The organism is Achromobacter sp. Marseille-Q0513 (assembly GCF_018195695.1).
Taxonomy (GTDB): Bacteria; Pseudomonadota; Gammaproteobacteria; order Burkholderiales; family Burkholderiaceae_B; genus Achromobacter.
Genome location: NZ_JAGTJY010000016.1, coordinates 38,024 through 59,704, shown reverse-complemented (window position 1 = coordinate 59,704; position 21,681 = coordinate 38,024). Strand labels below are relative to the sequence as shown.

18 protein-coding genes are annotated in these 21,681 nt (G+C 68.1%); 11 read left to right on the top strand and 7 right to left on the bottom strand.

Annotated elements, in window-relative coordinates; all coding sequences use genetic code 11:
* Positions 1-481 (bottom strand): filamentous hemagglutinin N-terminal domain-containing protein (locus KDH83_RS06070; protein WP_212313530.1); only part of this gene is annotated, 481 nt, incomplete at its 3' end.
* A 491-nt stretch (positions 482-972) separates the two neighbouring features.
* Here KDH83_RS06070 and KDH83_RS06065 point away from each other — a divergent pair.
* The gene (locus KDH83_RS06065) at positions 973-1,827 is read left to right on the top strand and encodes an inositol monophosphatase family protein (protein ID WP_212313528.1); all 855 of its coding nucleotides are present in this window, start codon (positions 973-975) and stop codon (positions 1,825-1,827) included.
* A gap of 194 nt (positions 1,828-2,021) precedes the next feature.
* Here KDH83_RS06065 and KDH83_RS06060 read toward each other — a convergent pair whose 3' ends face one another.
* The 6 genes from KDH83_RS06060 to KDH83_RS06035 form a co-directional block, all read right to left on the bottom strand.
* Complete coding sequence (locus KDH83_RS06060) at positions 2,022-2,840, bottom strand: NAD-dependent protein deacetylase (RefSeq protein WP_212313526.1); 819 nt, start codon at positions 2,838-2,840, stop codon at positions 2,022-2,024.
* Positions 2,841-2,894: 54 nt separating this feature from the next.
* Positions 2,895-3,842: a serine O-acetyltransferase EpsC gene (gene epsC, locus KDH83_RS06055; RefSeq protein WP_212313524.1), complete on the bottom strand. Its 948-nt coding sequence runs from the start codon at positions 3,840-3,842 to the stop codon at positions 2,895-2,897.
* 228 nt (positions 3,843-4,070) lie between these two features.
* Positions 4,071-5,735 (bottom strand): glucose-6-phosphate isomerase, encoded by a 1,665-nt coding sequence (pgi, locus tag KDH83_RS06050; RefSeq protein ID WP_212313523.1) that lies wholly within the window; start codon positions 5,733-5,735, stop codon positions 4,071-4,073.
* Between the two features lie 13 nt (positions 5,736-5,748).
* Positions 5,749-7,152, bottom strand: a complete 1,404-nt coding sequence (locus tag KDH83_RS06045; protein ID WP_212313521.1) for a phosphomannomutase/phosphoglucomutase — start codon at positions 7,150-7,152, stop codon at positions 5,749-5,751.
* 21 nt (positions 7,153-7,173) lie between these two features.
* The gene (locus tag KDH83_RS06040) at positions 7,174-9,435 is read right to left on the bottom strand and encodes a GNVR domain-containing protein (RefSeq protein ID WP_212313520.1); all 2,262 of its coding nucleotides are present in this window, start codon (positions 9,433-9,435) and stop codon (positions 7,174-7,176) included.
* Between the two features lie 65 nt (positions 9,436-9,500).
* The gene (locus KDH83_RS06035) at positions 9,501-10,637 is read right to left on the bottom strand and encodes a polysaccharide biosynthesis/export family protein (RefSeq protein WP_212313519.1); all 1,137 of its coding nucleotides are present in this window, start codon (positions 10,635-10,637) and stop codon (positions 9,501-9,503) included.
* Positions 10,638-10,885: 248 nt separating this feature from the next.
* Here KDH83_RS06035 and KDH83_RS06030 point away from each other — a divergent pair, with 248 nt between their 5' ends.
* The 10 genes from KDH83_RS06030 to KDH83_RS05985 all read left to right on the top strand — a co-directional run bounded on the left by KDH83_RS06030 (position 10,886) and on the right by KDH83_RS05985 (position 21,672).
* Positions 10,886-12,295, top strand: a complete 1,410-nt coding sequence (locus KDH83_RS06030; RefSeq protein WP_212313518.1) for an undecaprenyl-phosphate glucose phosphotransferase — start codon at positions 10,886-10,888, stop codon at positions 12,293-12,295.
* A gap of 274 nt (positions 12,296-12,569) precedes the next feature.
* Positions 12,570-13,031, top strand: coding sequence for a GDP-mannose mannosyl hydrolase (locus tag KDH83_RS06025; protein ID WP_212313532.1), 462 nt, complete (start codon positions 12,570-12,572; stop codon positions 13,029-13,031).
* A complete protein-coding gene (locus tag KDH83_RS06020; RefSeq protein ID WP_212313517.1) occupies positions 13,028-14,458 on the top strand; it encodes a mannose-1-phosphate guanylyltransferase/mannose-6-phosphate isomerase in 1,431 nt (476 codons plus the stop codon). The genes KDH83_RS06025 and KDH83_RS06020 overlap by 4 nt, the downstream gene beginning before the upstream one ends.
* The gene (locus KDH83_RS06015) at positions 14,445-14,852 is read left to right on the top strand and encodes a VanZ family protein (protein WP_212313516.1); all 408 of its coding nucleotides are present in this window, start codon (positions 14,445-14,447) and stop codon (positions 14,850-14,852) included. The genes KDH83_RS06020 and KDH83_RS06015 overlap by 14 nt, the downstream gene beginning before the upstream one ends.
* 10 nt (positions 14,853-14,862) lie before the next feature.
* Positions 14,863-15,972: a GDP-mannose 4,6-dehydratase gene (gene gmd / locus KDH83_RS06010; protein ID WP_103275454.1), complete on the top strand. Its 1,110-nt coding sequence runs from the start codon at positions 14,863-14,865 to the stop codon at positions 15,970-15,972.
* A gap of 6 nt (positions 15,973-15,978) precedes the next feature.
* A complete protein-coding gene (locus KDH83_RS06005) occupies positions 15,979-16,932 on the top strand; it encodes a GDP-L-fucose synthase (protein ID WP_212313514.1) in 954 nt (317 codons plus the stop codon).
* 36 nt (positions 16,933-16,968) lie between these two features.
* A complete protein-coding gene (locus KDH83_RS06000; RefSeq protein WP_212313512.1) occupies positions 16,969-18,285 on the top strand; it encodes an oligosaccharide flippase family protein in 1,317 nt (438 codons plus the stop codon).
* A 23-nt stretch (positions 18,286-18,308) separates the two neighbouring features.
* Positions 18,309-19,211, top strand: coding sequence for a glycosyltransferase family 2 protein (locus KDH83_RS05995; protein WP_212313510.1), 903 nt, complete (start codon positions 18,309-18,311; stop codon positions 19,209-19,211).
* Between the two features lie 42 nt (positions 19,212-19,253).
* Entirely contained in the window at positions 19,254-20,543 is a 1,290-nt protein-coding gene (locus tag KDH83_RS05990) for an O-antigen ligase family protein (protein ID WP_212313508.1), read from the top strand.
* Positions 20,536-21,672, top strand: a complete 1,137-nt coding sequence (locus KDH83_RS05985) for a glycosyltransferase (protein WP_212313506.1) — start codon at positions 20,536-20,538, stop codon at positions 21,670-21,672. Before KDH83_RS05990 ends, KDH83_RS05985 begins: the two co-directional genes overlap by 8 nt.
* Positions 21,673-21,681 lie beyond the last annotated feature (9 nt).

Genomic DNA, 21,681 nt, shown 5'->3' with positions numbered 1-21,681 from the left:
CCATGGGCTTGCCGGTCGTGAGCGTGGCGCGGTCCGCGTTCAAAAAGCCGCAGCCGTTGCAGGTGATGCCCGCCGGGTTGGCAACGATGATGTTGGCGCGGTTGCCGGCCACTTCCATCGTGCCCATCAGCTGCGAGGGGTTGGGCGCGGTGACCTGGTTCAGGATGGTGGTGGCGCGCTGGTTGCCCAGCATCGGGTTGCCCGCGACCTGCCCGGCCAGCTGCGTCTGGCTGGCGCCGCCGCTGTTGTTCAACACCACGCCGGACGGACCGACGTTGAACTGCGTGAACTTGTTGTTCGAGACTCCGCCGGCCGAGGGCGGCGCGATGTTGACCACCGGCACGCCGTTGCTCGTGCCCACGATCGGCCGCTGACCCGCAACGTTCTTGTCCACGCTGATCGGCAGCGTCTGCGCCAGCACGGGCGTCCAGATCTGGGTGTAGAGCACGAGCCAGACAATGGCGGAACGGAACTTGGACATGATGCGGCGCACCTTGAAAGCCAGAGGGAAGGACTCCTTCAGCGGTCCACGGACGTGGCATCAAATCCGGTCGGGAAAAGATGGATGAAGGAATTCTGGCGATACGCTAGGGCCGCCACGGCAGAGATGCCATGGGACGTTTCCGAATTCGTGCATAGGACCGGTCGGACTTTGTGCCCGACGCTTCATGCGACAAGTGAACGCCGCAAAGCGGCCGGCGGCGTGCGCCACACAGCCGCCACAGAGGTCAGGCGAACACAGCGAAACAAAGAAACGGAGAAATTGAGAAAAATGGACAAGCAGAAAACGGTGTAGCGTGGGGAAACAGGTATCGATCCAGGGCAAGCTCGCCGCACCGTCATGCTTCTTCCAGAAGAAGTCGCCGTGGCACAAAACCGTCCCTGAAATAGGCTTTTGATTCAACCCCTTCCCCGACACGATCAAATGCCTTGCCGGCATGCTAGATTTGCGCGTTGCTAGGACGAATCACTATGAGCAGATCATTCACCCGCGAAGAAACGCGCCGGCTGGCGTCCATCCTGGCCGATACGGCCCAGGCCGAGGTCATGCCGCGCTTTCGCAACCTGCCCGAGGGCGCCGTGCGCGGCAAGACCTCCGCGCGCGACCTGGTCACCGATGCCGACGAAGCCGCCGAACGCATGATCAGCGCGCGCCTGGCCAAGCTGTATCCCGGCGCGGTGCTGATCGGCGAGGAAGCCTCGACCCGCAATCCGGCGCTGCTGAACATGCTGGTCGACGCCGACCTGGCCTTCCTGATCGATCCCATCGACGGCACCCGCAACTACGTGGCGGGCCTGCCGCTGTTCGGCATGATGATCGCCGCCTGCCATCGCGGCGACGTGATCGCCGGCGTGATCTACGACCCCGTCAGCCGCGACAGCGCGCTGGCCGTGCGCGGCGAAGGCGCATGGATGGAATACGAGAACGGCAAGCAGGCGCCGCTGGCCGTGGCCAGCCCCGCGCCGCCCGAGGACATGGACGGCCTGATCTCCACCGGCGCGCTGCCCGAGCCGCTGCGCAGCACGGTCAACGGCAACCTGTCGAAATTGGGCAGCACGGCCTCGCTGCGCTGCGCGGCCCATGAATACCGGATGCTGGCGGCGGGCCATTGCCATATCGCGCTGTACAACCAGCTCACCGCCTGGGACCACGCCGCGGGCTGGCTGCTGCACCGCGAGGCGGGCGGCTACGCCGCGCGCTTCGACGGTTCGCCATACAAGCCCACGCACCGCAGCGGCGGCCTGCTGTACGCGCCCGACGCGGGCAGTTGGCATGCCGCGCAGAAAGCGCTGATGGGCGAGGATTTCGTGGCCTCGGAAAGCTGAGCCCGGGCGGGGTCCGTCCCCATCTGGAGTCCCATTTTCCGGGACTCCGCCTCGGGTTATCCCTAGGAGTTATCCCCACTATCTGTGGACAACCCTATGGAAAGCTCTGTAACAGTAGAAAAAAACCCTTGCAGGACAAGGGCTTGTATAAACCGCTCAAAAACCGGCCGCCGACTGGCGGCCGGCGGGCGCTTTCACAGGGCGTCCAGCGCCAGCGCGCAAGGCTGTTCCACCTTCAGGGTCAGCAAGGCGTCGGCCCGCGTGCGGCCCAGGTTGATCGCCGCGATCGGCATGCCGTTGCGCGCGGCGGCGGCCACGAAACGATAGCCCGAATACACCATCAACGAAGACCCCACGACCAGCACCGCGTCGGCGGCCATCAGGCCCGCGTTGACGCGGTCCACGCGTTCGCGCGGCACCGTCTCGCCGAAAAAGACCACATCGGGCTTGACCACGCCGCCGCAGCGCGGACAGGGCGGAACGCGGAATCCGGAGAAATCCACGCCGTCCAGATCGGCGTCGCCGTCGGGCGCGTCGCTGGCCTCCAGCGATTCCCAATTCGGATTGAGTCCCGCCAGCTCGTCCTGCCAGGCCTGCCGCGCGCCGCGCCAGTCGCATTGCATGCAGCGCACCTGGTCCAGCCGGCCGTGCAGGTCTACGACCTCGCGACTGCCGGCGGCCTCGTGCAGGCCGTCGACGTTCTGCGTCACCAACAGGCTGAGCCGGCCGCGCGATTCCAGCCGCGCAAGCGCCCGGTGCGAATCATTGGGCAGGACGCGGCCGAAGCGGCGCCAGCCGATCATGCTGCGCGCCCAGTAGCGCGCGCGGGCCAGGTCGCCGCCCATGAACATCTGCAGGGTCATGGGCGGCTTGCGCTTCCATTCGCCCTCGGTGTCGCGATAGTCCGGGATGCCGGAATCGGTGCTGACGCCCGCCCCCGTCAGCACGAACAGCCGCGGGTGGCGGTCGACGAAGCCGCGCAGCGCGGCCAGATCCGAAACGCGTGTGTCCATCCAGGCTCCCAGAATCGCTGATGCGCGGACCGGCGGCCGCGCCCGGCGCGACGATCAGCCGCCCAGCCCGCAGTCGGGCATGTCGCTGACCAGGCTCGCCTGGGTCACGTTGCTGCCCGGCGCCACGCTGCGCGTGAGCCAGACGTTGCCGCCGATGGTCGATCCCTTGCCGATGGTGATGCGGCCCAGGATCGTGGCGCCAGCGTATATCACCACATCGTCCTCGATCAACGGGTGGCGCGGCAGGCCCTTCTTGAGTTCGCCGTTCTCGCCGGGCGGGAAGCGCTTGGCGCCCAGCGTCACCATCTGGTAGAGCCGCACGCGGTCGCCGATGATGGCGGTCTCGCCGATCACCACGCCGGTGCCGTGGTCGATGAAGAAGCTGCGGCCGATGGTGGCGCCCGGATGGATGTCGATGCCGGTGTCAGCATGCGCGATCTCGGCCACCATGCGCGCCAGCATGGGCACGCCCAGCCGGTACAGCACGTTGGCCAGGCGATGGTGGATCATCGCGGTCACGCCGGGGTAGCACAGCAGCACCTCGTCGGCGCTGTGCGCGGCCGGGTCGCCCTGGTAGGCCGCGGTCACGTCCAGGTCCAGCGCCTCGCGCACCTTGGGCAGCTCGGCGCCGAACTGGCGCACGATGCCGATGGCGCGCTGCTGCGTGTCGGCCAGCAGCGCCGGATCGTGGCGACCGGCGTACTGCAGTTCCAGACAGACTTGGTGCAGCAGCGCGTCCAGCGCCGCGCCGATGGTGTGGCCGACGTAGAAGTCTTCCACTTCCTCGCGCAGGTCGATGGGCCCCAGGCGCATGGGGAACAGCGCGCCGCTCAGGTCCTTGACGATCTGGCGCAGGCTTTCCTGCGACGGAAACTCGCGCAGGCCGGCGTCTTCGCGCAGGCGGCCGCGCGGACCGCGCCAGGCCAGGCGCGCCTCGCGCAGGCCGGACACGATGCCGTCCAGGTTCCAGTGCGCGGGCGGGATGTGGCTGGGCCCGCTCATGGCTGCGCCCGCAAGGAAATGCCGGCGGCGCCGGCTTGGGAATGAAGATCGAACATGAAGTGCCTCGCTGACGGAGCAGCGGCCGCCGGCCAGGCCGGCGGGCCGATGCTGCTTTGCAATATTCCCGTCAACTGTAACCGCTGCGGCGCCCTTCGCGGAATCCCCCCGACACGACGCAGGGGTTATGCGGCAGGCGCCGGCCCCCTTGGGCGCTGGCCCTCCCGCCGCTCACAGATGCGCCGCGACGCCCGGCACCCAGGCATGGCGCGATTGCGGCGCCTGGGCATGGCCCCGATAGCAATCGATCCAGTAGGACGTGGACGCGTCGTGCCCCCGGTCGGCCACGGCCGCCGACACCGGCACCGCCAGCTCACGCTCGATGCCGGTGGCCAGCCGCTTGCCCAGCTCCACGCCCCATTGGTCGAAGGGATTGATGCCCCAGACCACGCTCTGCACGAAGACCTTGTGCTCGTACAAGGCCAGCAGCGCGCCCAGGCCGCGCGGATCGAGCTTGCGCAGCACGATCAGCGAGGACGGACGCCCGCCGGGATGCACCATGTGGCGCGCCAGGCGCAGCGCGCGCTCGCGGTCGTCGATATGGGCCACGTCCAGCAGCGCCTGCTCCAGGCTCTTGCCGCGCAACAGGGCCTGGCGCTGCGCCAGGCAGTTGGCCAGCAGCATGCGGTGCGCGTCGGGGTTGTCCGGGCAGCCTTGCAGGCTGGCGATGAAATCCACCGGCGCGCCATTCTCGCTCTGGTGCAGCCACTGGAAGAAGGTGTGCTGCCCATCGGTGCCGGGCATGCCCCAGATGATGGGCGCGGACGGCACGCCCACGGCTTCGCCATCGCCCGCCACCCGCTTGCCCAGCGATTCCATCTCCAGCTGCTGCAGGTAGGTCACCAGGTGCAGCAGCCGCGCGCTGTAGGCCGCGATGTTCAGCGAGTTGTGGCCCAGCACGCTGCAATTGACCAGGCCGGCAAGCGCCAGCTGCACCGGCGCATTGGACGCCAGCGGCGCCAGCCGGAAATGCTGGTCCATGGCCTCGGCGCCGGCCCGCATGCCGATCAGCACCTCGGCGCCCACCGTCAGCGCGATGGACAGGCCCGCCACCGACCACACCGAATAGCGGCCGCCCACCCAGTCGCACATCGAGAACACCCGCTCGGCCGGCACGCCCAGCGCGCGCGCCGCCGGCGCGTTGGCCGTGACCGCGGCCAGATGCGTCGCCACGTCGGCCACGCCGCCGCGCCGCAGCCAGGCGATGGCGGCTCGGGCATTGTGCAGGGTCTCGGCGGTGGTGAAGGATTTGGACGACACCACCACCAGGCAGCGCCGTGGATCCAGCCCGGCCACCGCGTCGTTGAACGCATGGCCGTCGATGTTCGAGACGAAACGGATCTGCCGGCGCTGCGTGGCGCCGCCAAAGGCCTGCACCGCCAGCCTTGGCCCCCAGTCGCTGCCGCCGATGCCGATGTGCAGCACGGTGCCGATGTCCGCCTCCTGGTCCAGCGCGCGCACGAAGTCCAGCATGCGCGCGTACTCGCAGACGGAGCCGGCGTCCTGGCCGTCGGGCTGCTCGCGCGTGCGTCCCGCGCGCAGCGCGGTGTGCCAGGCGGGCTTGTCCTCGGTCCAGTTGACCGCCTCGCCCGCGAACAGCGCCTGCACGGCCCTCGGCACGCCACGGGCGCGCAGCAGGGCCAGCCCCGCCGCCTCCAGCGCGGGCGACTGGCGCTGCATGGACAAGTCCAGGCTCAGGCCCGCCGCCTCGATCAGCTTGAGCGCGCCGGCGTCCAGTTCCGCGCAGCGCGCCGCATGGTCGAAGACCCGCCATTCGGCGCAGTCCAGCAAGCCCGCGGCTTGCGCCTCTTCCCTCGCAAATTCAGCCCTATCCATCGCGTAGTGCTCCTTAGAACGGTAAACGGACATGAGGCGCGACGCGACGCAAGGCGTTGCGGAAGTCCTCCTCGATGCGCGCCAGGGCGGCCATCGTGTCCCCTTCGAAACGCAGCACGACCGTCGGCGTGGTGTTGGACGGCCGCGCCAGGCCGAAGCCGTCGGCGTAATCCACCCGCACGCCGTCCAGGTCGTTGATCGTCAACGCGCCGGGAAATCCGCCTTGCGCGCGCAGCGCTTCAACCAGGGCGAACTGCTCGCCCTCGGCGGTCTCCAGCTTGATCTCGGGCGTGGCGCAGGACTGCGGCAATCCCTCCAGCATGGCCGAGGGATCCGGCGCCGCGGACAGAATTTCCAGCAGGCGCGCGGCGGCGTACAGCCCGTCGTCGAAGCCATACCAGCGCTCCTTGAAGAACAGGTGCCCGCTCATCTCGCCGGCCAGCAACGCGCCGGTCTCGCGCATCTTGGCCTTGATCAGCGAATGGCCCGTCTTCCACATGGTGGCCTTGCCGCCGGCCTCGGTGATCGCGCGGGCCACGTGGCGGCTGCACTTCACGTCGTAGATGATCTCGGCGCCCGGGTTGCGCGACAGCACATCGCGCGCGAACAGGATGAGCTGCCGGTCCGGCCAGATGATCTGGCCGGATTTGCTGACCACGCCCAGCCGGTCGCCGTCGCCGTCGAAGGCCAGGCCGATCTCGCAGTCCGAGTAGCGCAGGCAATAGATCAGGTCCTGCAGGTTCTGCGGATCGGCGGGGTCCGGATGATGTCCCGGAAAGGCGCCGTCCACCTCGCAGAACAGCTCGGTGACTTCGCAGCCCAGCGCGCGGAACAGGGCCGGGGCGATCGCGCCGGCCACGCCGTTGCCGCAATCGACGGCGATCTTCATCGGCCGGGTCAGGCGGATATCGCCCATCACGCGCGCGGCGTAGCAGGGCTGCATCTGCATCTGCGTGCGCCCGCCGGCATGGGCCGCGCCTTCTATCGGCCGACGCATGGCGTCGCGCAGCGCGGCGATGCCGTCGCCGTAGAGCGAAGCGCCATCCAGCACGAGCTTGAAGCCGTTGTGGTTGGGCGGATTGTGGCTGCCGGTGACCGCGATGCCGGCGCCGGTATCCATCAGCCGCGTGGCGAAATACAGCATCGGCGTGGTGGCCATGCCGATGTCGATCACATGCAGGCCGGCGGCGCGCAGGCCGGCCTGCAGCGCGGCCGACAGCTCCACGCTGCTCAGCCTGCCGTCGCGCGCCACCACCATCGCGCGGGCGCCCAGCTCCAGCGCCTTCACGCCCGCCGCCATGCCCAGGCTGTGGGCAAAGCGCGCGTCGATCTCTTCGGGCACCGTGCCACGGATGTCGTAGGCCTTGAAAACCGAATCAAGGATGTTCGGAGCGTCCCAGCCAAAAGTTCCGTGCATGTCCGTTTCCTCCGGCTGGCGTCACTTGGGACCGTTCTGCTTGAAATCGCCGTAGTACGCCGCCCTGGAATAGCGGTATCCGCCATACTTGGACCGCAGGCCGAAGCGCTCGGGCAGCAGCTTCAAGCCGTTGAACAGCACGCCATCCACCGGCGCGCCGGCCTGGATCAGCCGCTTGGCCGTCTCGCGGATCTCGCCCACCGTGTTCATGCCGGACCGCACCACCACCATCACCGCGGCCGCATGGCTGCCCACCACCGCGGCATCCGGCGAGGACAGCACCGGCGCGGTATCCAGCACCACCATGTCGTACTGGGTCGACAGCTCGCGCAGCGTCTGGCCGAATACCGGCGAGGCCAGCAGCTCGGACGGGTCGAAGGTGACAGCGCCGGTGGAAATGAAATCCACGCCCTCGGACACGCTGTGCCGGCGCACCTGCTCCAGCGGGATCGTGCCGGACAGCACCTCGAACAGGCCGTCTTCCTTGGGCACGCCGAAATAGCGGTTGAGCTGGCCCTTGCGGAAGTCGGCGTCGATCAACAGCACCCGCTTGCCCACGCCGCCCTGGATGAAGGCGAAGTTGGCCGACAGGAAAGACTTGCCCACCCCGGCCACCGGGCCCGTGAACATGACCATGTTGTTGGCCGACTGGCGCAGCGAGGCCTGCAGCACGTTGCGGAAGGACCGCAGGCTTTCGATGGGCGGCGCGTTGCTCTGGCTCTGCGCCAGCAGCGCGGGCACGGTCGCGTTCTTGCGACGGCTGCGGCGCCAGAGCTTGTCCTGGATGTCGCTGTAGGGAATGGCCGCGAGCACCGGCAGGCCGGTGTAGCGCTCCACCTCTTCCGGTTCGGACAGCCCGCCGAACAGCGCGTTGCGCACCAGGGCGGACAGCAGGCCGATGATCAGGCCGATGGCGGTGGCCACCAGGATGATGATGGCGGCCTTGGGCCGCACCGGCTTGTCCGGCTGCACCGCCGCGTCCAGGATGCGCACGTTGCCGACCTTGCCCGCGCGGATCAGCTTGAGCTGCTGGGTGTTGTTCAGCAGCGCGGTGTACAGCTCGGTGTTCACGCGCACGTCGCGCACCAGCCGCACCACGTCCTGCTCCAGGTCGGGCAACTGCTTGATGTTGTTGCCGATGCGGTTCACGTCGCCGGTCAGCGAGGCGATCTGCCGGTCGATGGCCAGGATGCTGGGGTGGGTGGGCGCGAAGCGCGTGATCAGGTCCTGGCGCTTGGCGCGCAGTTCCATCACCTTGGTCTGCGCGTCCACCGACTGGGCCAGGATCAGCTTGGCCTCCTCGCTCAGGTCGATGGTGCCGCGCTTGTTGCGCAAGGCGTTGTACTTGGTCTCGGAGGCGTCCAGATCCTTCTTCATCTGAGGCAGTTGCTGCTCCAGGAAACTCAGCGACTTCTCCGCCTGCGCCGCCTTGCGGTTCACGTTCTGCTGCACGTATTCCGCGCCGATCTCGTTCAGCACGGCGGTGGTCAGCGTGGGATCGTTGCCTTCCAGCGTGACGCCGATCACGCCCGAGGCGCGGCCGCGCTCGAAGATGCCCATGCGCGCCTGCACGTCCTCGATGGCTGCCAGCCGCGAGCTGCGCGACACGGTGAACTCGGTGCCCGGACGGCCGCTGAGCGCGTCGATGTGCACGTCCAGCGCGCCGCCGCCCGGCAGCACGAAATGCTGCGGCGCGCCCACGGTACCGGTGAAGGTCGAGCCTGTGATCTTGTCGAACAGCGTGTAGCGCCCGTCGCCCAGCGTCGTCACCCGCAGCGGCTTGCCCAGCCATTCATTGGGCACGTCCAGCTGCGACACGGAAATGGTCTCGCCGCCCCAGGCGTAGCCGCCCCTGGGCAGGGCGCCGGGATAGGGCAGGCTCTCGTGGCGCTGCGCCAGCCAGGCGCCCACCACCGGGAAGTAATTCGGCCTGGCCTGGATGTAGAGCAGGAACTTGTCGACCGCAGGACCGACCACCATGCGCGAGCGCAGCACTTCCATTTCGCCGGAGGTCTCGGTCTTGGTGTCGAAGATCGCGGACACATCGCCCAGCAGGCTGCGGGCCTGTCCGTTGGGCTGTTCCTCCTCCACCTGGACGATGATGTCGGCCTGGTAGACCGACGGCGTCATCATCACGTAGATCACCGCTCCCAGCAGCGCCAGCAGCGTGATGCCGATGATCATCCAGCGGTTGGAGAAGATCGCGTCCACGTGCGAAGACAGTGGGGTTTCCTGCTGACGGGCAGGCGCCGAGGGTTCAAAGGACTCGATGGGCAACGACATGCAGCTCTCCAGGAGAAGGCGCCGCCGCCGTCGCGGCGCCTCCAAAGGCGTTGTTTGTCAGGCGACTACTTGATGGAATTGACGGTCTGCACCGTTTGCGCGCTGGGGAACAGGTTGCTGATGAAACGGTTCCAACGCACCAGGCCGGCCGTATCCACGAATACGACGTCTTTGGGCTGCAACTCGAATTTCTCCGCCACCGCGAGCGCTTGCGGCGATGCCGCGTTCAGGTGAAAGACCAGCGGTTTTGCCTCCTCCGTGCTGCGCACGACAAACACCTGCGAAGGATCCGAGTTCAACTGGCTGGGGCCGCCGGCCAGTCCCAACGCCTCGTTCAGCGACATGCGACCGTCCCGCATCACCGCCACCGTGGGCGTGGTCACCTCGCCCATCACGAAGATCTTGCTGTCATCGCGCGGCGTCACCCGCACGATGTCTCCCGCCTTCAGCAGGACCTGGTTCAGGTCCTTGCCGCGTTCGATCAGGGCCGGCAGATTGATGCGCGTGGGACGTCCTTCGCGGATGACATACACGCCGCTGCGATCGCCCGTCGCCAGGATGCCCCCGGCCCGGTTGACCGCTTCCATCAGGGTCATGGGAATGTCGTTGATCGCCAGCGCGCCCGGCGTCTTCACTTCGCCTTCCACATAGACACGCTTGCTCCGGTAGCCCAGCACGCGCACGGTGATCTGCGGATCCTGGATGTACTTGCTCGAACTATTGACTATGAGATTGCGCGCCTGAAGCTCCGTCAACCCGGCCACTTTCAGCAATCCCGTGTACGGAAACTGGATGAATCCAGTGGCTGATACGGCATAGCCCGGAATGCCCGAGGCGGTGTCCCCAATGGCTAGTTCGGTCGCCCCCGCGCCAATGGCGTAGGTTTGCGTCGGAAGCACGAGTTCGGGGTGGTCCCAGACCACGATCGAAAGGATGTCCCCGGGGCCGATGCGATACGGCTCGCTCTTGCCGTACAGGCGGTCCACGCCGTCGTTGTCGATCAGCGCGTTGCGGGCGCGCACGTCGTCCATGACCAGCGCCGGCGTGAGCTCGCGGACCTCCGCGACGGAATTCGGATCATTGGGATCGACGAGGTGGCCGGCCTTGAAGGTCATGCCGGGGGACAAGGCGCAAGCGCCCAACGAGGACACGAGCGCGATGGCTGCCAGGGCCCGGCTCACGGTTCCGAAAATTGTCGTCATGGCGACTCCACGGTGAATGACTTCGTTGCCAGCAAGAGAGCCCGATGCGTAACGGGTTGCGACATTCCACTCTCTTTTTTCCGGCCCGCACATTCGACGGATGCCCTAAGCCTTCTCCTACATCGTTTGGAGGTTTCGAGTGCGCCCTCCAGTCAATAAGATTTTTCCCGTGGCCCCAGGCTTTGCGGCAATGCAGCGGCCTGTTCCCGGTTCCTTCTGGCGTCTAGCCAAGAACACAGGAGTGCGCGATGGACACGCCCCAATCGGACGCGTCGGCAAGATTCAATGGCGCCAGCTTGCTCTATCGCCTGCTGGACGCGGGGATCGTGATCGCCTGCGGGCTCGCGGCCACCGAGCTGAAGTTCGCCGAGGACATGACCGGCGATCCGCCGCCCATCCATCTGTTCCTCATCTACCTGTGCGGGCTGGGCGTGGTCGCCGTCTTCCCCGCGTTCCGCCTCTACCAGTCCTGGCGCGGCCGGCGCCTGGCGGATCTGGCGGCGCGCTGCGTGGCTGCCTGGGCGACGGTGTTCGCGCTGGGCATCCTGATCAGCTTCCTCATGCACCAGGCGGCCGCGCTATCGCGCATGTGGGCGGGCGCCTGGTTCGTGCTGGCCGCCGTCACGCTGGTCGGCGCGCGCGTCGGCGCCTATTCCATCCTGGGCGCGGCGCGCGATCGCGGCCTGAACAGAAAGCGCGTGCTGATCGTCGGCTTCGGCGCCCTGGGGCACGATCTGTGGCGCCGGGTCCGGCGCCACAGCGAGGCCGGTTACGAAGTCGCCGGCATCTATGCCGAGCCGCACGAGAACCTGCCGTCGCAGGTGCGACGCCTGCACAGCCTGGACCAGCTGCATGCCTTCGTCCTGGATCACGGCGTGCGCGAGATCTGGATCGTGCTGCCGATGGAGGCAGGGCAGGAGTTGCGCGAAGTGCTGCACCACCTGCGCAACGACCTGGTGGACGTGCGCTGGATTCCGGATGTGCTGTCGATCCAGCTGCTGGGCCATCGGATCGGCGACTTCCTGGGCCTGCCCGCCATCCAGCTCAACACCTTGCCCGCCGCCGGCGTGCGCGGCCTGGCCAAGGAAGCGTTCGACCGGGTGTTCGCGCTGTGCGCGCTGATCGGCCTGTCGCCGATCATGCTGACCGTGGCCGCGCTGGTGAAACTGTCCTCGCGCGGTCCGGTGCTGTTCACCCAGCCCCGCCTGGGCGTGGACGGCAAGGTATTCCGCGTCTACAAGTTCCGCACCATGACGGTGCACCAGGAGCACGGCGTGGTCACGCAGGCCACCCGGGGCGACGCGCGCGTGACCCGGGTCGGCGCCTTCCTGCGGCGCACCAGCCTGGATGAGCTGCCGCAATTCATCAACGTGCTGCTGGGCGACATGTCGGTGGTCGGCCCCCGGCCGCACGCGCTGGAGCACAACGAGATGTACAAGGACCTGGTGCAGCGCTACATGATGCGCCACCGCGTCAAGCCCGGCATCACCGGCTGGGCGCAGGTCAACGGATTCCGGGGCCAGACCGACACGCTGCGCAAGATGAGCGACCGCGTCGAGCACGATCTGTACTACATCCAGCATTGGACCTTCCGCATGGACCTGCGGATCATCGCCCGCACGGCGATCTCCGGATGGACGGGCCGCGATGTCTACTAGAGGGGTTAGGCCCCCCCCCGAAGCGCTGCGCGCTTCCCCCCCAGGGGGGCATGCCTGCGGACCGGCGGAGCCGGATCCGCGGCATCCCGATAGCGGGGCAGCGGTGGCGTGCGGGGGGGCTGTGCTGGAGGCAGCCGCTGGTGGTGGTGGTGCGCCCGGGCTGAAGGCCGCCGCCACTGGTGGTGGCGCTTCCGGGCTGGAGGCGGCGGCTGCATGCGGGGGGTCTGGCGTGCACGGGACGGCGGTTTCGGGCGCGGCGGAACCGGCCGGCGGCCTGCTGTCGCCGGCGGATTTCCGGCGGGCGGTGGAGATGCTGCCGCTGGTGTCCATCGATCTGCTGCTGCACGACGGCCAGGGGCGCTACCTGACGGGGCTGCGCAGCAATCCGCCGGCCCAGGGCGCCTGGTTCGTGCCCGGCGGGCGCATCCGCAAGAACGAGCCGCTGGCGCTGGCGCTGGACCGCATCGCCCGCGAGGAGCTGGGCCTGCACGCAATGGCCGGCGCCTGGACGCCTTGCGGCGTCCACGAGCATTTCTACTCCACCAACTTCGCCGGCGAAATCAACCGCTCCACCCATTACATCGTGCTGGCCTACGAGGCCGAGCGGGCGCTGGAACCGGCCAGCCTGCCGCACGCGCAGCATCGCGGCTACCGCTGGCTGTCGCCCGCCGCCATCGTCGCCGACCCTGACGTGCATCCCTACACCCGGGCCTACTTCAAGGAGTACGCGCCATGACCAATCCCCCTCCCCCCTACCGCGCCGTCATCCTCTGCGGCGGATCGGGCTCGCGGCTGTGGCCGCTGTCGCGCGAGCTGCTGCCCAAGCAGTTCATCCGTCTGACCGATGACCGCAGCCTGTTGCAGAACACCCTGCTGCGGCTGGACTCGGCCGGCGCCCAGGCGCACCCCACGCTGGTCTGCAACGAGGCGCACCGCTACATCGCGGCCGAACAGGCGCAGGAGCTGGGAATCAAGGATGCCGAGCTGATCCTGGAGCCCCACGCCCGCAATACCGCGCCGGCCATCGCCGCCGCCACGCTGCGCGCCATGCGCGGCGGCGAGGATCCGGTGATGCTCATCATGCCGTCGGACCACGTGCTGGAGGACGGCGAGGTGCTGGCCGCGGCCTATGCGCAGGCCTATCTGGCGGCGCGCCAGGGCGCGCTGGTGACGTTCGGCATCACCCCGACCGCGCCGCTCAGCGGCTACGGCTATATCCAGGCCGACGCGCCCGCCGCCATGGCGCCCGCCCGCCGCGTGCGCCGCTTCGTCGAAAAGCCCTCGCCGGAAGTCGCGCAGCGCTTCATCGAGGAAGGCAACTACTACTGGAACAGCGGCATGTTCGCGTTCCAGGCCTCGGTCTTCCTGGCCGAGATGGACCGGCTGGCGCCGCGCATGCTGCAACAGGTGCGCGCCGCGATCGCCTCCGGACATGGCGACGATGCGCTGTTCCAGCTGGACGGCCCGGCCTTCGAGGCCTGCCCCAGTGATTCGATGGACTACGCCATCATGGAGCGCACCGACAGCGCGGTGGTCATCCCGCTGGCCGCGCCCTGGAGCGACGTGGGCGCCTGGGACGCGGTCTGGGGCATCGCCCCCAAATCGGTGGAAGGCAATTCGACCACCGGCGACGTGATGGTGGAGGATTCGCGCAACTGCCTGATCCACTCCACCAGCCGGCTGGTCGCCTCGGTGGGGCTGGACGACATCGTGGTGATCGAAACCGCGGACGCCGTGCTGGTCGCCCACAAGTCGCGCTCGCAGGACGTCAAGCGCCTGGTGGAAGCCTTCAAGGTCCAGCACCGTTCCGAGCTGAACCATCACCGCGAGGTGCAGCGGCCCTGGGGCTCCTACGACTCGGTGGGCCAGGGCCCGCGCTACCAGGTCAAGCGGATCACGGTCAAGCCCGGCGCCCGGCTCTCGTCGCAGATGCATCATCACCGCGCCGAGCACTGGATCGTGGTGTCCGGCACGGCCCGCATCTACAACGGCGACAAGCAATACCTGCTGACGGAGAACCAGTCCACCTACATCCCGCTGGGCGAGATCCACAGCCTGGAGAACCCGGGCAAGATCCCGCTGGAAATCATCGAGGTGCAGTCCGGCGCCTATCTGGGCGAGGACGACATCGTCAGATTCCAGGACATGTATGGCCGCGCCTGACGCCACGCGCGCGCCGTTCTGGCGTCCGGGGCTGGCGCGCGTCTGCCTGCCGGCGGCGGCGCTGTTCTTCCTGGCGCTGGTGACGATCGGCAACCTGCCCGGCCTGGCCGCGCAGATGTCCGACGCCTATGGCGACAAGCGTCTGCACCTGGCCGCCTACGCCACGCTGACCTGCCTGGCCTACGCCTCGTTCAACCGGCGGCCCGCGCTGTGGGCATTCCTGTTCGCCACGGCGCTGGGCGCGCTGGACGAAGGCATCCAATCGTTCTTCCCGTACAGACAGGCGGATCTCGTAGACCTTTTGGCCGATATCTCGGCGGCGGGTGCAACAGTAATCTCATTGCACATTGGTTCCGCAGCCATCGGCTCCTTTCGTGCAGTCACTAAGTCTTAAGGATACAACCATGCCAAAACGGGCACTGATTACCGGCGTCACAGGCCAAGACGGCGCCTATCTGGCGGAGTTCCTGCTCGCCAAGGGCTACGAGGTGCACGGCATCAAGCGGCGGGCCTCGCTGTTCAACACCGCGCGCATCGATCATCTGTACCAGGATCCGCACGACCAGCCGCGCAACTTCGTGCTGCACCACGGCGACATGACGGATTCTTGCAGCCTGATCCGCATCGTGCAGTCGGTACAGCCCGACGAGATCTACAACCTCGCGGCGCAGAGCCACGTCGGCGTTTCGTTCGAGGAGCCGGAATACACCGCCAACGCCGACGGCCTGGGCACGCTGCGCCTGTTGGAAGCGATCCGCATCCTGAAGCTGGAAGACAAGTCGCGCTTCTACCAGGCCTCGACCTCCGAGCTGTACGGCCTGGTGCAGGAAACGCCGCAGCGCGAGACCACCCCGTTCTATCCGCGCAGCCCCTACGCCGCCGCCAAGCTCTACGCCTACTGGATCAGCGTGAACTACCGCGAGGCCTACGGCATGTACGCCTGCAACGGCATCCTCTTCAACCACGAGTCGCCCAAGCGCGGCGAGACCTTCGTCACGCGCAAGATCACGCGCGGCCTGGCGCGCATCGTGCTGGGCCTGCAGGAATGCCTGTACCTGGGCAACCTGTCCGCCCTGCGCGATTGGGGCCACGCGCGCGACTACGTGGAAATGCAGTGGCTGATGCTGCAGCAGGACAAGCCCGAGGACTATGTCATCGCCACCGGCCGGCAGTACAGCGTGCGTGAATTCATCAACACCGCCGCGCGCGAGCTGGGCCTGCTGCTGGCCTGGGAAGGCGAAGGCGTGGAAGAAACCGCCACCGTGCTGTTCAGCCCCATCCACGACATCAAGCCGGGCCAGGTGATCGTGCGGGTGGACCCGCGCTATTTCCGCCCGACCGAGGTCGAGACGCTGCTGGGCGACCCCACCAAGGCCCGCGAGAAGCTGGGCTGGTCGCCGCGCACCAGCTTCGCGCAGCTGGTCAAGGAAATGGTCGAGAGCGACCTGAAGGAAGCCCGGCGCGATGCGCTGGTCGAGCAGAACGGCTATGAAATCTACGCCTACAAGGAGTAAGCCGCCATGACGAACCTGGATCAGCGGGTATTTGTCGCCGGCCATCGCGGCATGGTGGGCGCGGCGCTGGCCCGCGAACTGGACCGGCGCGGCTATCGCAACGTGATCACGCGCGGCCGGCAGGAGCTGGACCTGGAGAACCAGAACCAGGTCCACCGCTTCTTTTCGACCACGCCGGTGGACGTGGTGTACCTGGCGGCCGCCAAGGTCGGCGGCATCCTGGCCAACCAGAACCACCCGGTGGACTTCCTCTACCGGAACCTGATGATCCAGTGCAACGTCATCCGCGCCGCCTACGCGGCCGGCGTGCGCAAGCTGCTGTTCCTGGGTTCCTCGTGCATCTATCCGCGCGAGGCGCCGCAGCCGCTGCGCGAGGACGCGCTGCTGACGGGCCCGCTGGAATCGACCAACGAGCCCTACGCCATCGCCAAGATCGCCGGCCTGAAGCTGTGCGAGGCCTACCAGCGGCAACACGGCGCGCGCTTCATCTGCGCCATGCCGACCAACCTGTATGGCCCGCGCGACAACTACGACCTGCACAGCAGCCACGTGTTGCCGGCGCTGATCCGCAAGTTCCACGAAGGCCGCGAGGCCGGACAGGCCAGCGTGACGATCTGGGGCACTGGCGCGCCGCTGCGCGAGTTCCTCTACGTCGACGATCTGGCGCGCGCCTGCGTCATGCTGATGGAGCACCCGGATGCCACGGGCGTCTACAACATCGGCGCCGGCCAGGACATCGCGATCGCGGAACTGGCCACGCTGGTGGCGCGCGTGGTCGGTTTTCGCGGCGAGATCGACTATGACCGTTCCAAGCCCGACGGCACGCCGCGCAAGCTGATGGATTCCGAACGCATCCGGGCATTGGGCTGGCGTCCGGAGATCTCGCTCGCGCACGGCATCGAGCTGGCCTATGGCCATTTCCTGCGGGAGCATCCGCAACAGGCGGTGCCCGTGGCCTGAGGGTCGCGCCCGCGAGGACGACAGACAGGCTTACCGATGCGCGCTTTCCTCAGCAGACACGTCGCCGGCAATGCCTCCTTCTGGGGGCTGGTGGAGTACGGCGCGGGACCGGCCGCCGCGCTGGTCGCCCTGCCCCTGCTGTTCCGGCAGCTGGGCACGGTGGGCTTCGGGCAGTATTCCATGATCATCGCGCTGGCCGGGTTCGGCAACGCCGCCAACCTGGGCGCGGCCGTCACGGCCACCAAGCTGGTGTCCGAACGCGCGCACGAACCGGGCGGCGCCTACCGCGCCGCGGGCGTGGGCATGGCGTTGATAGGCTGCGCGCTGGCCGTGGTCTCGGCCATCGCCATGCTGCTGTGGCTGGTGGTGGGCCTGGGCTGGCCCGGCGCCACCTTCGGCGGCGTGGCGGTCACGCTGCTGGCCATGCCGGCGCTGGCCGTCTACCTGACCCAGCAATACGACCAGCTGCTGTCCGGCTGCCTGAAAGGACGCGAGGACTTCCGCGCCACGGCGCTGTGCGAGGCCTTCAGCCGTGCCGGCACCATGGCGCTGGCCTGCGCCGCGGCGCTGCTCACGGCCTCGCCGACCTGGACCGCGCTGGCGCAGGCGCTCGGCCTGCTGCTGGCCGGCACCGTCAAGATGTTCGTGTTCTCGCGCGCCTACGGCCATGCGCTGCTGCGCCCGGTGATCGACCGTCCCGCCATGATGGCGGCCTTCCGTTTTTCGCGCTGGTCCTGGCTCAACAGCCTGAGCGCGCTGGCCTTCGGCTCGGTGGACCGGGTGCTGGTCGGCGGCCTGATGGGCCCGGCCGCGCTGGCGATCTACACCGTCGGCGTGCAGGTCGGCCAGATGATCCATACCGCCTCGGTGGCGGTGTTCCAGAAAGCCATGCCGCGCGTCAGCCGGCTGCTGGCGGCGCCGCCCTTTCCCGGCGCCGCCGAACGCGAAGTCCGCCGGCAGATGCTGTGGAACCTGGCGCTGTCGGCCGGCGCCACGCTGGCCGTGCTGGCCGCCAGCCGGCCGCTGCTGGACCTGATGCTGGGACCCGCCATCGCGGCCGGCCATCTGCACACATTCCGGCTGCTGATCGCCGCGTCCGGCCTGCTGTCGTTGAACGCGGCCGCGCACTTTTCGCTGCTGGGCATGGGCAATTCGCGCGCCGTCGCCATTCTGAATGGATTGGGAGGACTGGCCATGCTCGCCATCATGGCCGCGCTCGCCGCCAGCGCCGGCGAACAGGCCGCGGCCTGGGGCCGCATGGCCTATGCCGCCATCACGCTGGCCGGCGTCGCCTTGGCGATCCGCCAGTCCCGCCCGGAATTCCAGGGCGCCATGCCCGCCGCCACCCGCTGAGCCGAACCAGGAAGAGGCCCCACATGAGCAAGCGCCACAACGAATGTACCCGCGAGCTGGTCGACTTCGTCCGCGAGCTGCGTCCGCCCTCGCCCATCGCCGGCGGCCTGCTGCCCAAGCTGAGCATCGTGACGCCCTCGTACAACCAGGCCCGCTTCCTGGAACGGACCATCCTGTCCGTGCTGAACCAGGGCTATCCGCGGCTGGAATACATCATCATCGACGGCGGCTCCACCGATGGCAGCGTGGACATCATCCGCAAGTACGAACGCTACCTGACCCATTGGGAAAGCCAGCCCGACCGCGGCCAGTCGCATGCCATCAACAAGGGCTTCGAGCGCGCCACCGGCGAATACGTGGGCTGGCAGAACTCGGACGACCTGTACTTCCCGGGCGCGCTGCGCAAGCTGGGCGCGGCGGCCGCGCGCGGCCGGGCGCCGATCGTCAGCGGCAACCTGTTCGTGGCCGACGCCGACAACCGCATCTTCCGCAAGATCCACTACACCCCGGTCAGCCGGGGCACGCTGACCGTGGTCAAGGCGTCCATTCCGAACCAGTCCGCCATCTTCCGCCGCGACCTGCTGAAGAAACACGGCCTGCTGCAGGAGAGCATGCGCTACTGCATGGACCTGGAACTGTGGAGCCGCCTGCTGCGCGAAGGCAAGAACGTCATCGTTCCCGAGGCCATGGGCGTGTACACCGTGCACGACGAGACCAAGACCGCGCTGATGCAGGACGTGCTGCTGGAAGAGCGCAAGCAGATCGTGGAACGCATCCGCAACAGCGAGCCCGGCCTGGGCAGGCTGTTCCAGCTGTCCTGCCGCGCCTCGAAGGTGGCGGCACATGCCCGCCAGGGCGACCTGTCCTACCTGTTCGAAAAGCTTGCCACCCGGCTGCTGGGCCGCGACGACTGGACCGCGCACTAGGCGCGCCATCCGCCATCCGCCCTGAGCCACGGAGCCGCCGCCATGCCCAGCCGCCACCTTTCCACCCTGCATCTGCTGGGCCTGTTCGCCTTCACGGCGCTGGCCCTGAACGACGACAGCTTCATCCTCGGCGTGGGCAGCTTCAAGCTGTCGCCCTTCGACGTCATCTTCGTCGCCATCCTCGTCGTCAAGGCGATGCGGCTGGCGGATCCGGCGGCCTACGCGCTGCCGCGCGGCACGCTGGGCCTGCTGCTGGGCGCGCAGGTGCTGTCGGTGGCCTACCTGCTGCTGGTGTCCATCGACCATCCCGGCATCGAGACCGGCGACGTGGCGCGCGATCTGCGCATCGTCTTCTATTTCCTCTGCACGCCCTTTCTTTGCTACAAGGACATCGACACGCCGCATGCCTATGCCGTGCTGCAGAAGTACATCATCGCCGCCTGCCTGACGGTGGCCACGCTGATGCTGCTGCAACAGCTGCAGGGCTTCAATATCGCCAACCCGGTGCGCAATGTCCGGCTGGGCGTCTGGGCCATTCCGCTGGGCGTGGTGTCGCTGCTCTACTTCCGGCGCACGCTCAAGATCTCGGGCCCCAAGGCCTACGCCCTGACGCTCTATATGCTGCTGGCGCTGGTGTTCTCGCTGAACCGCAGCCAGTACCTGCAACTGGCCGTGTCCTTGCTGCTGGCCATGATGCTGGCGTCGGGCTCCGAGGTGCGCCGCCGCGTGGTGCTGATCTTCGCGCCCGCCGCCGTCGCCGGCGTGCTGGTGTTCGCCAGCATCGGCTACCTGGACGTGCTGACCAACCGCATCTTCAGCGTCGAACGGCTGGACGAGGACTCCAGCTACGGCGCGCGCGTGCAGGAGATGCAGGGCCAGATGGACTTCTTCGCGCAAAGCCCGGTGTTCGGCAAGGGCGCGGGATTCCGCAGCTGGGTCATGGGCGAGAACGGCTTCGAGCTGAGCACCTTCGCGCACAACTCCTGGGCCTTCTACCTGATGAAGTTCGGCCTGGTCGGCACCGTCATGATCATGCTGCCGCCCCTGCTGATCCTGCTGCTGTCGCTGTTCCGGCGCTACGCGCATCCCGGCCTGGAGCTGCACCGGCGCTACCTGCTGGCCACCGTGCCCATCTACATCTTCATCGATTCCATGTCGGGCGGCCTGGCCTATGCGCCCAAGACCGCCTTCACCGGGTTCCTGCTGTGCTACTGCCTGTCCCTGCTGCGCAACGCGCGGGCCATGCCGGTGCCTGTGCTGGATCCCGCCGGCCCCAGCAACCGTCCGGACGCGCCACGCCGGACCCTGACGCGAGTGCTGCCCCATGCCTGATGTCATGTTTGTCGCGCCGGACCTGCACGGCGGCGTGGGAAGATGCGTGGCCTTCATCGCCGACGGCCTGCCCGCCCACGGCGTCGATGCCTCGCTGTTCCTGCTGCGCGCCCGCAACCGCGAGTACCCCATCGACAATCCGAAGGTGGTCAAGGCGCTGCCGGTCATGGAATCGCCGATGGCGCTGCGGCTGGCGCTGCCGCTGGCCTTCGCCAGGCTGCTGGCGCAGATCCGCCGCGACAAGCCGACCATCGTCTGCTCGCACGGACTGCTGTGCAACATGCTGGCGGTGGCCGCCCGCAAGATCCTGCGCGGCCGCTTCGCCATCGTGGCTTTCGAGCACAGCAGCCCCGCGATCCACTACGGCGCCTCGCGCATGCGCCGCCTGAAGTACTGGCTGGTCAGCCAGACCTACCGCCGCCACGACGCCGTGGTCGGCGTCTCGGAAGGCGTGAAGGCAGACCTGGTCAGCATGTTCCCGCCGCTGCGCGGCAAGGTCCACACCATCTACAACGGCGTGCCGCTGGACGACGTGCGCGAACAAAGCGCCGCGCCGAAGCCGCCGGCGGCGCCCGCCACGGATGAGCCGTACCAGGTCGTCGCGGTCGGCAGGCTGGAGGCGGTCAAGGACTACGCCACGCTGATCGACGCGGCCGCGCTGCTGGACGATCCGCGCATCGCCTTCACCATCCTGGGAGAAGGCTCGGAGCACGCGGCCCTGCAGCGCCGCATCGACGCGCGGCCGTCGCGTTCGGCGGTGCGCCTGGCCGGACATATCGACAACCCCTTCCCCACGATCGCCCGGGCCGGCGCCTTCGCCCTGACCTCCGTGCGCGAGAGCTTCGGCAACGTGCTGGTGGAGGCCCTGTGCCTGGGCGTGCCGGTGATTTCCACCGACTGTCCGCACGGCCCGGCCGAGATCCTGGACGCCGGCCGCTACGGCCTGCTGGTCCCGGTCGGCGACGCGCCGGCGCTGGCGGCGGCGGTCCGGCGCCTGGCCTACGACACGGCGACGCGGGAACGGCTGGCCGCCGACGGGCCGGCCCGCGCCGACGCATTTTCCCTAGACCGGCACTGCCGCGACGTCATTGCGCTGTTCCAGCCCTTGATGCGCCGTGGCGCGCCCTGACCTGGATCG

What these genes read in the sequence shown, in the direction of transcription:
- KDH83_RS06040 (WP_212313520.1), bottom strand. Translation starts at nt 9,435, where the DNA reads ATGTCGTTGCCCATCGAGTCCTTTGAACCCTCGGCGCCTGCCCGTCAG.
- KDH83_RS06030 (WP_212313518.1), top strand. Translation starts at nt 10,886, where the DNA reads ATGGACACGCCCCAATCGGACGCGTCGGCAAGATTCAATGGCGCCAGC.
- KDH83_RS05995 (WP_212313510.1), top strand. Translation starts at nt 18,309, where the DNA reads ATGAGCAAGCGCCACAACGAATGTACCCGCGAGCTGGTCGACTTCGTC.
- KDH83_RS06015 (WP_212313516.1), top strand. Translation starts at nt 14,445, where the DNA reads ATGGCCGCGCCTGACGCCACGCGCGCGCCGTTCTGGCGTCCGGGGCTG.
- KDH83_RS06035 (WP_212313519.1), bottom strand. Translation starts at nt 10,637, where the DNA reads ATGACGACAATTTTCGGAACCGTGAGCCGGGCCCTGGCAGCCATCGCG.
- KDH83_RS06020 (WP_212313517.1), top strand. Translation starts at nt 13,028, where the DNA reads ATGACCAATCCCCCTCCCCCCTACCGCGCCGTCATCCTCTGCGGCGGA.
- KDH83_RS06065 (WP_212313528.1), top strand. Translation starts at nt 973, where the DNA reads ATGAGCAGATCATTCACCCGCGAAGAAACGCGCCGGCTGGCGTCCATC.
- epsC (WP_212313524.1), bottom strand. Translation starts at nt 3,842, where the DNA reads ATGAGCGGGCCCAGCCACATCCCGCCCGCGCACTGGAACCTGGACGGC.
- gmd (WP_103275454.1), top strand. Translation starts at nt 14,863, where the DNA reads ATGCCAAAACGGGCACTGATTACCGGCGTCACAGGCCAAGACGGCGCC.
- KDH83_RS06045 (WP_212313521.1), bottom strand. Translation starts at nt 7,152, where the DNA reads ATGCACGGAACTTTTGGCTGGGACGCTCCGAACATCCTTGATTCGGTT.
- KDH83_RS05985 (WP_212313506.1), top strand. Translation starts at nt 20,536, where the DNA reads ATGCCTGATGTCATGTTTGTCGCGCCGGACCTGCACGGCGGCGTGGGA.
- KDH83_RS05990 (WP_212313508.1), top strand. Translation starts at nt 19,254, where the DNA reads ATGCCCAGCCGCCACCTTTCCACCCTGCATCTGCTGGGCCTGTTCGCC.
- KDH83_RS06000 (WP_212313512.1), top strand. Translation starts at nt 16,969, where the DNA reads ATGCGCGCTTTCCTCAGCAGACACGTCGCCGGCAATGCCTCCTTCTGG.
- pgi (WP_212313523.1), bottom strand. Translation starts at nt 5,735, where the DNA reads ATGGATAGGGCTGAATTTGCGAGGGAAGAGGCGCAAGCCGCGGGCTTG.
- KDH83_RS06005 (WP_212313514.1), top strand. Translation starts at nt 15,979, where the DNA reads ATGACGAACCTGGATCAGCGGGTATTTGTCGCCGGCCATCGCGGCATG.
- KDH83_RS06060 (WP_212313526.1), bottom strand. Translation starts at nt 2,840, where the DNA reads ATGGACACACGCGTTTCGGATCTGGCCGCGCTGCGCGGCTTCGTCGAC.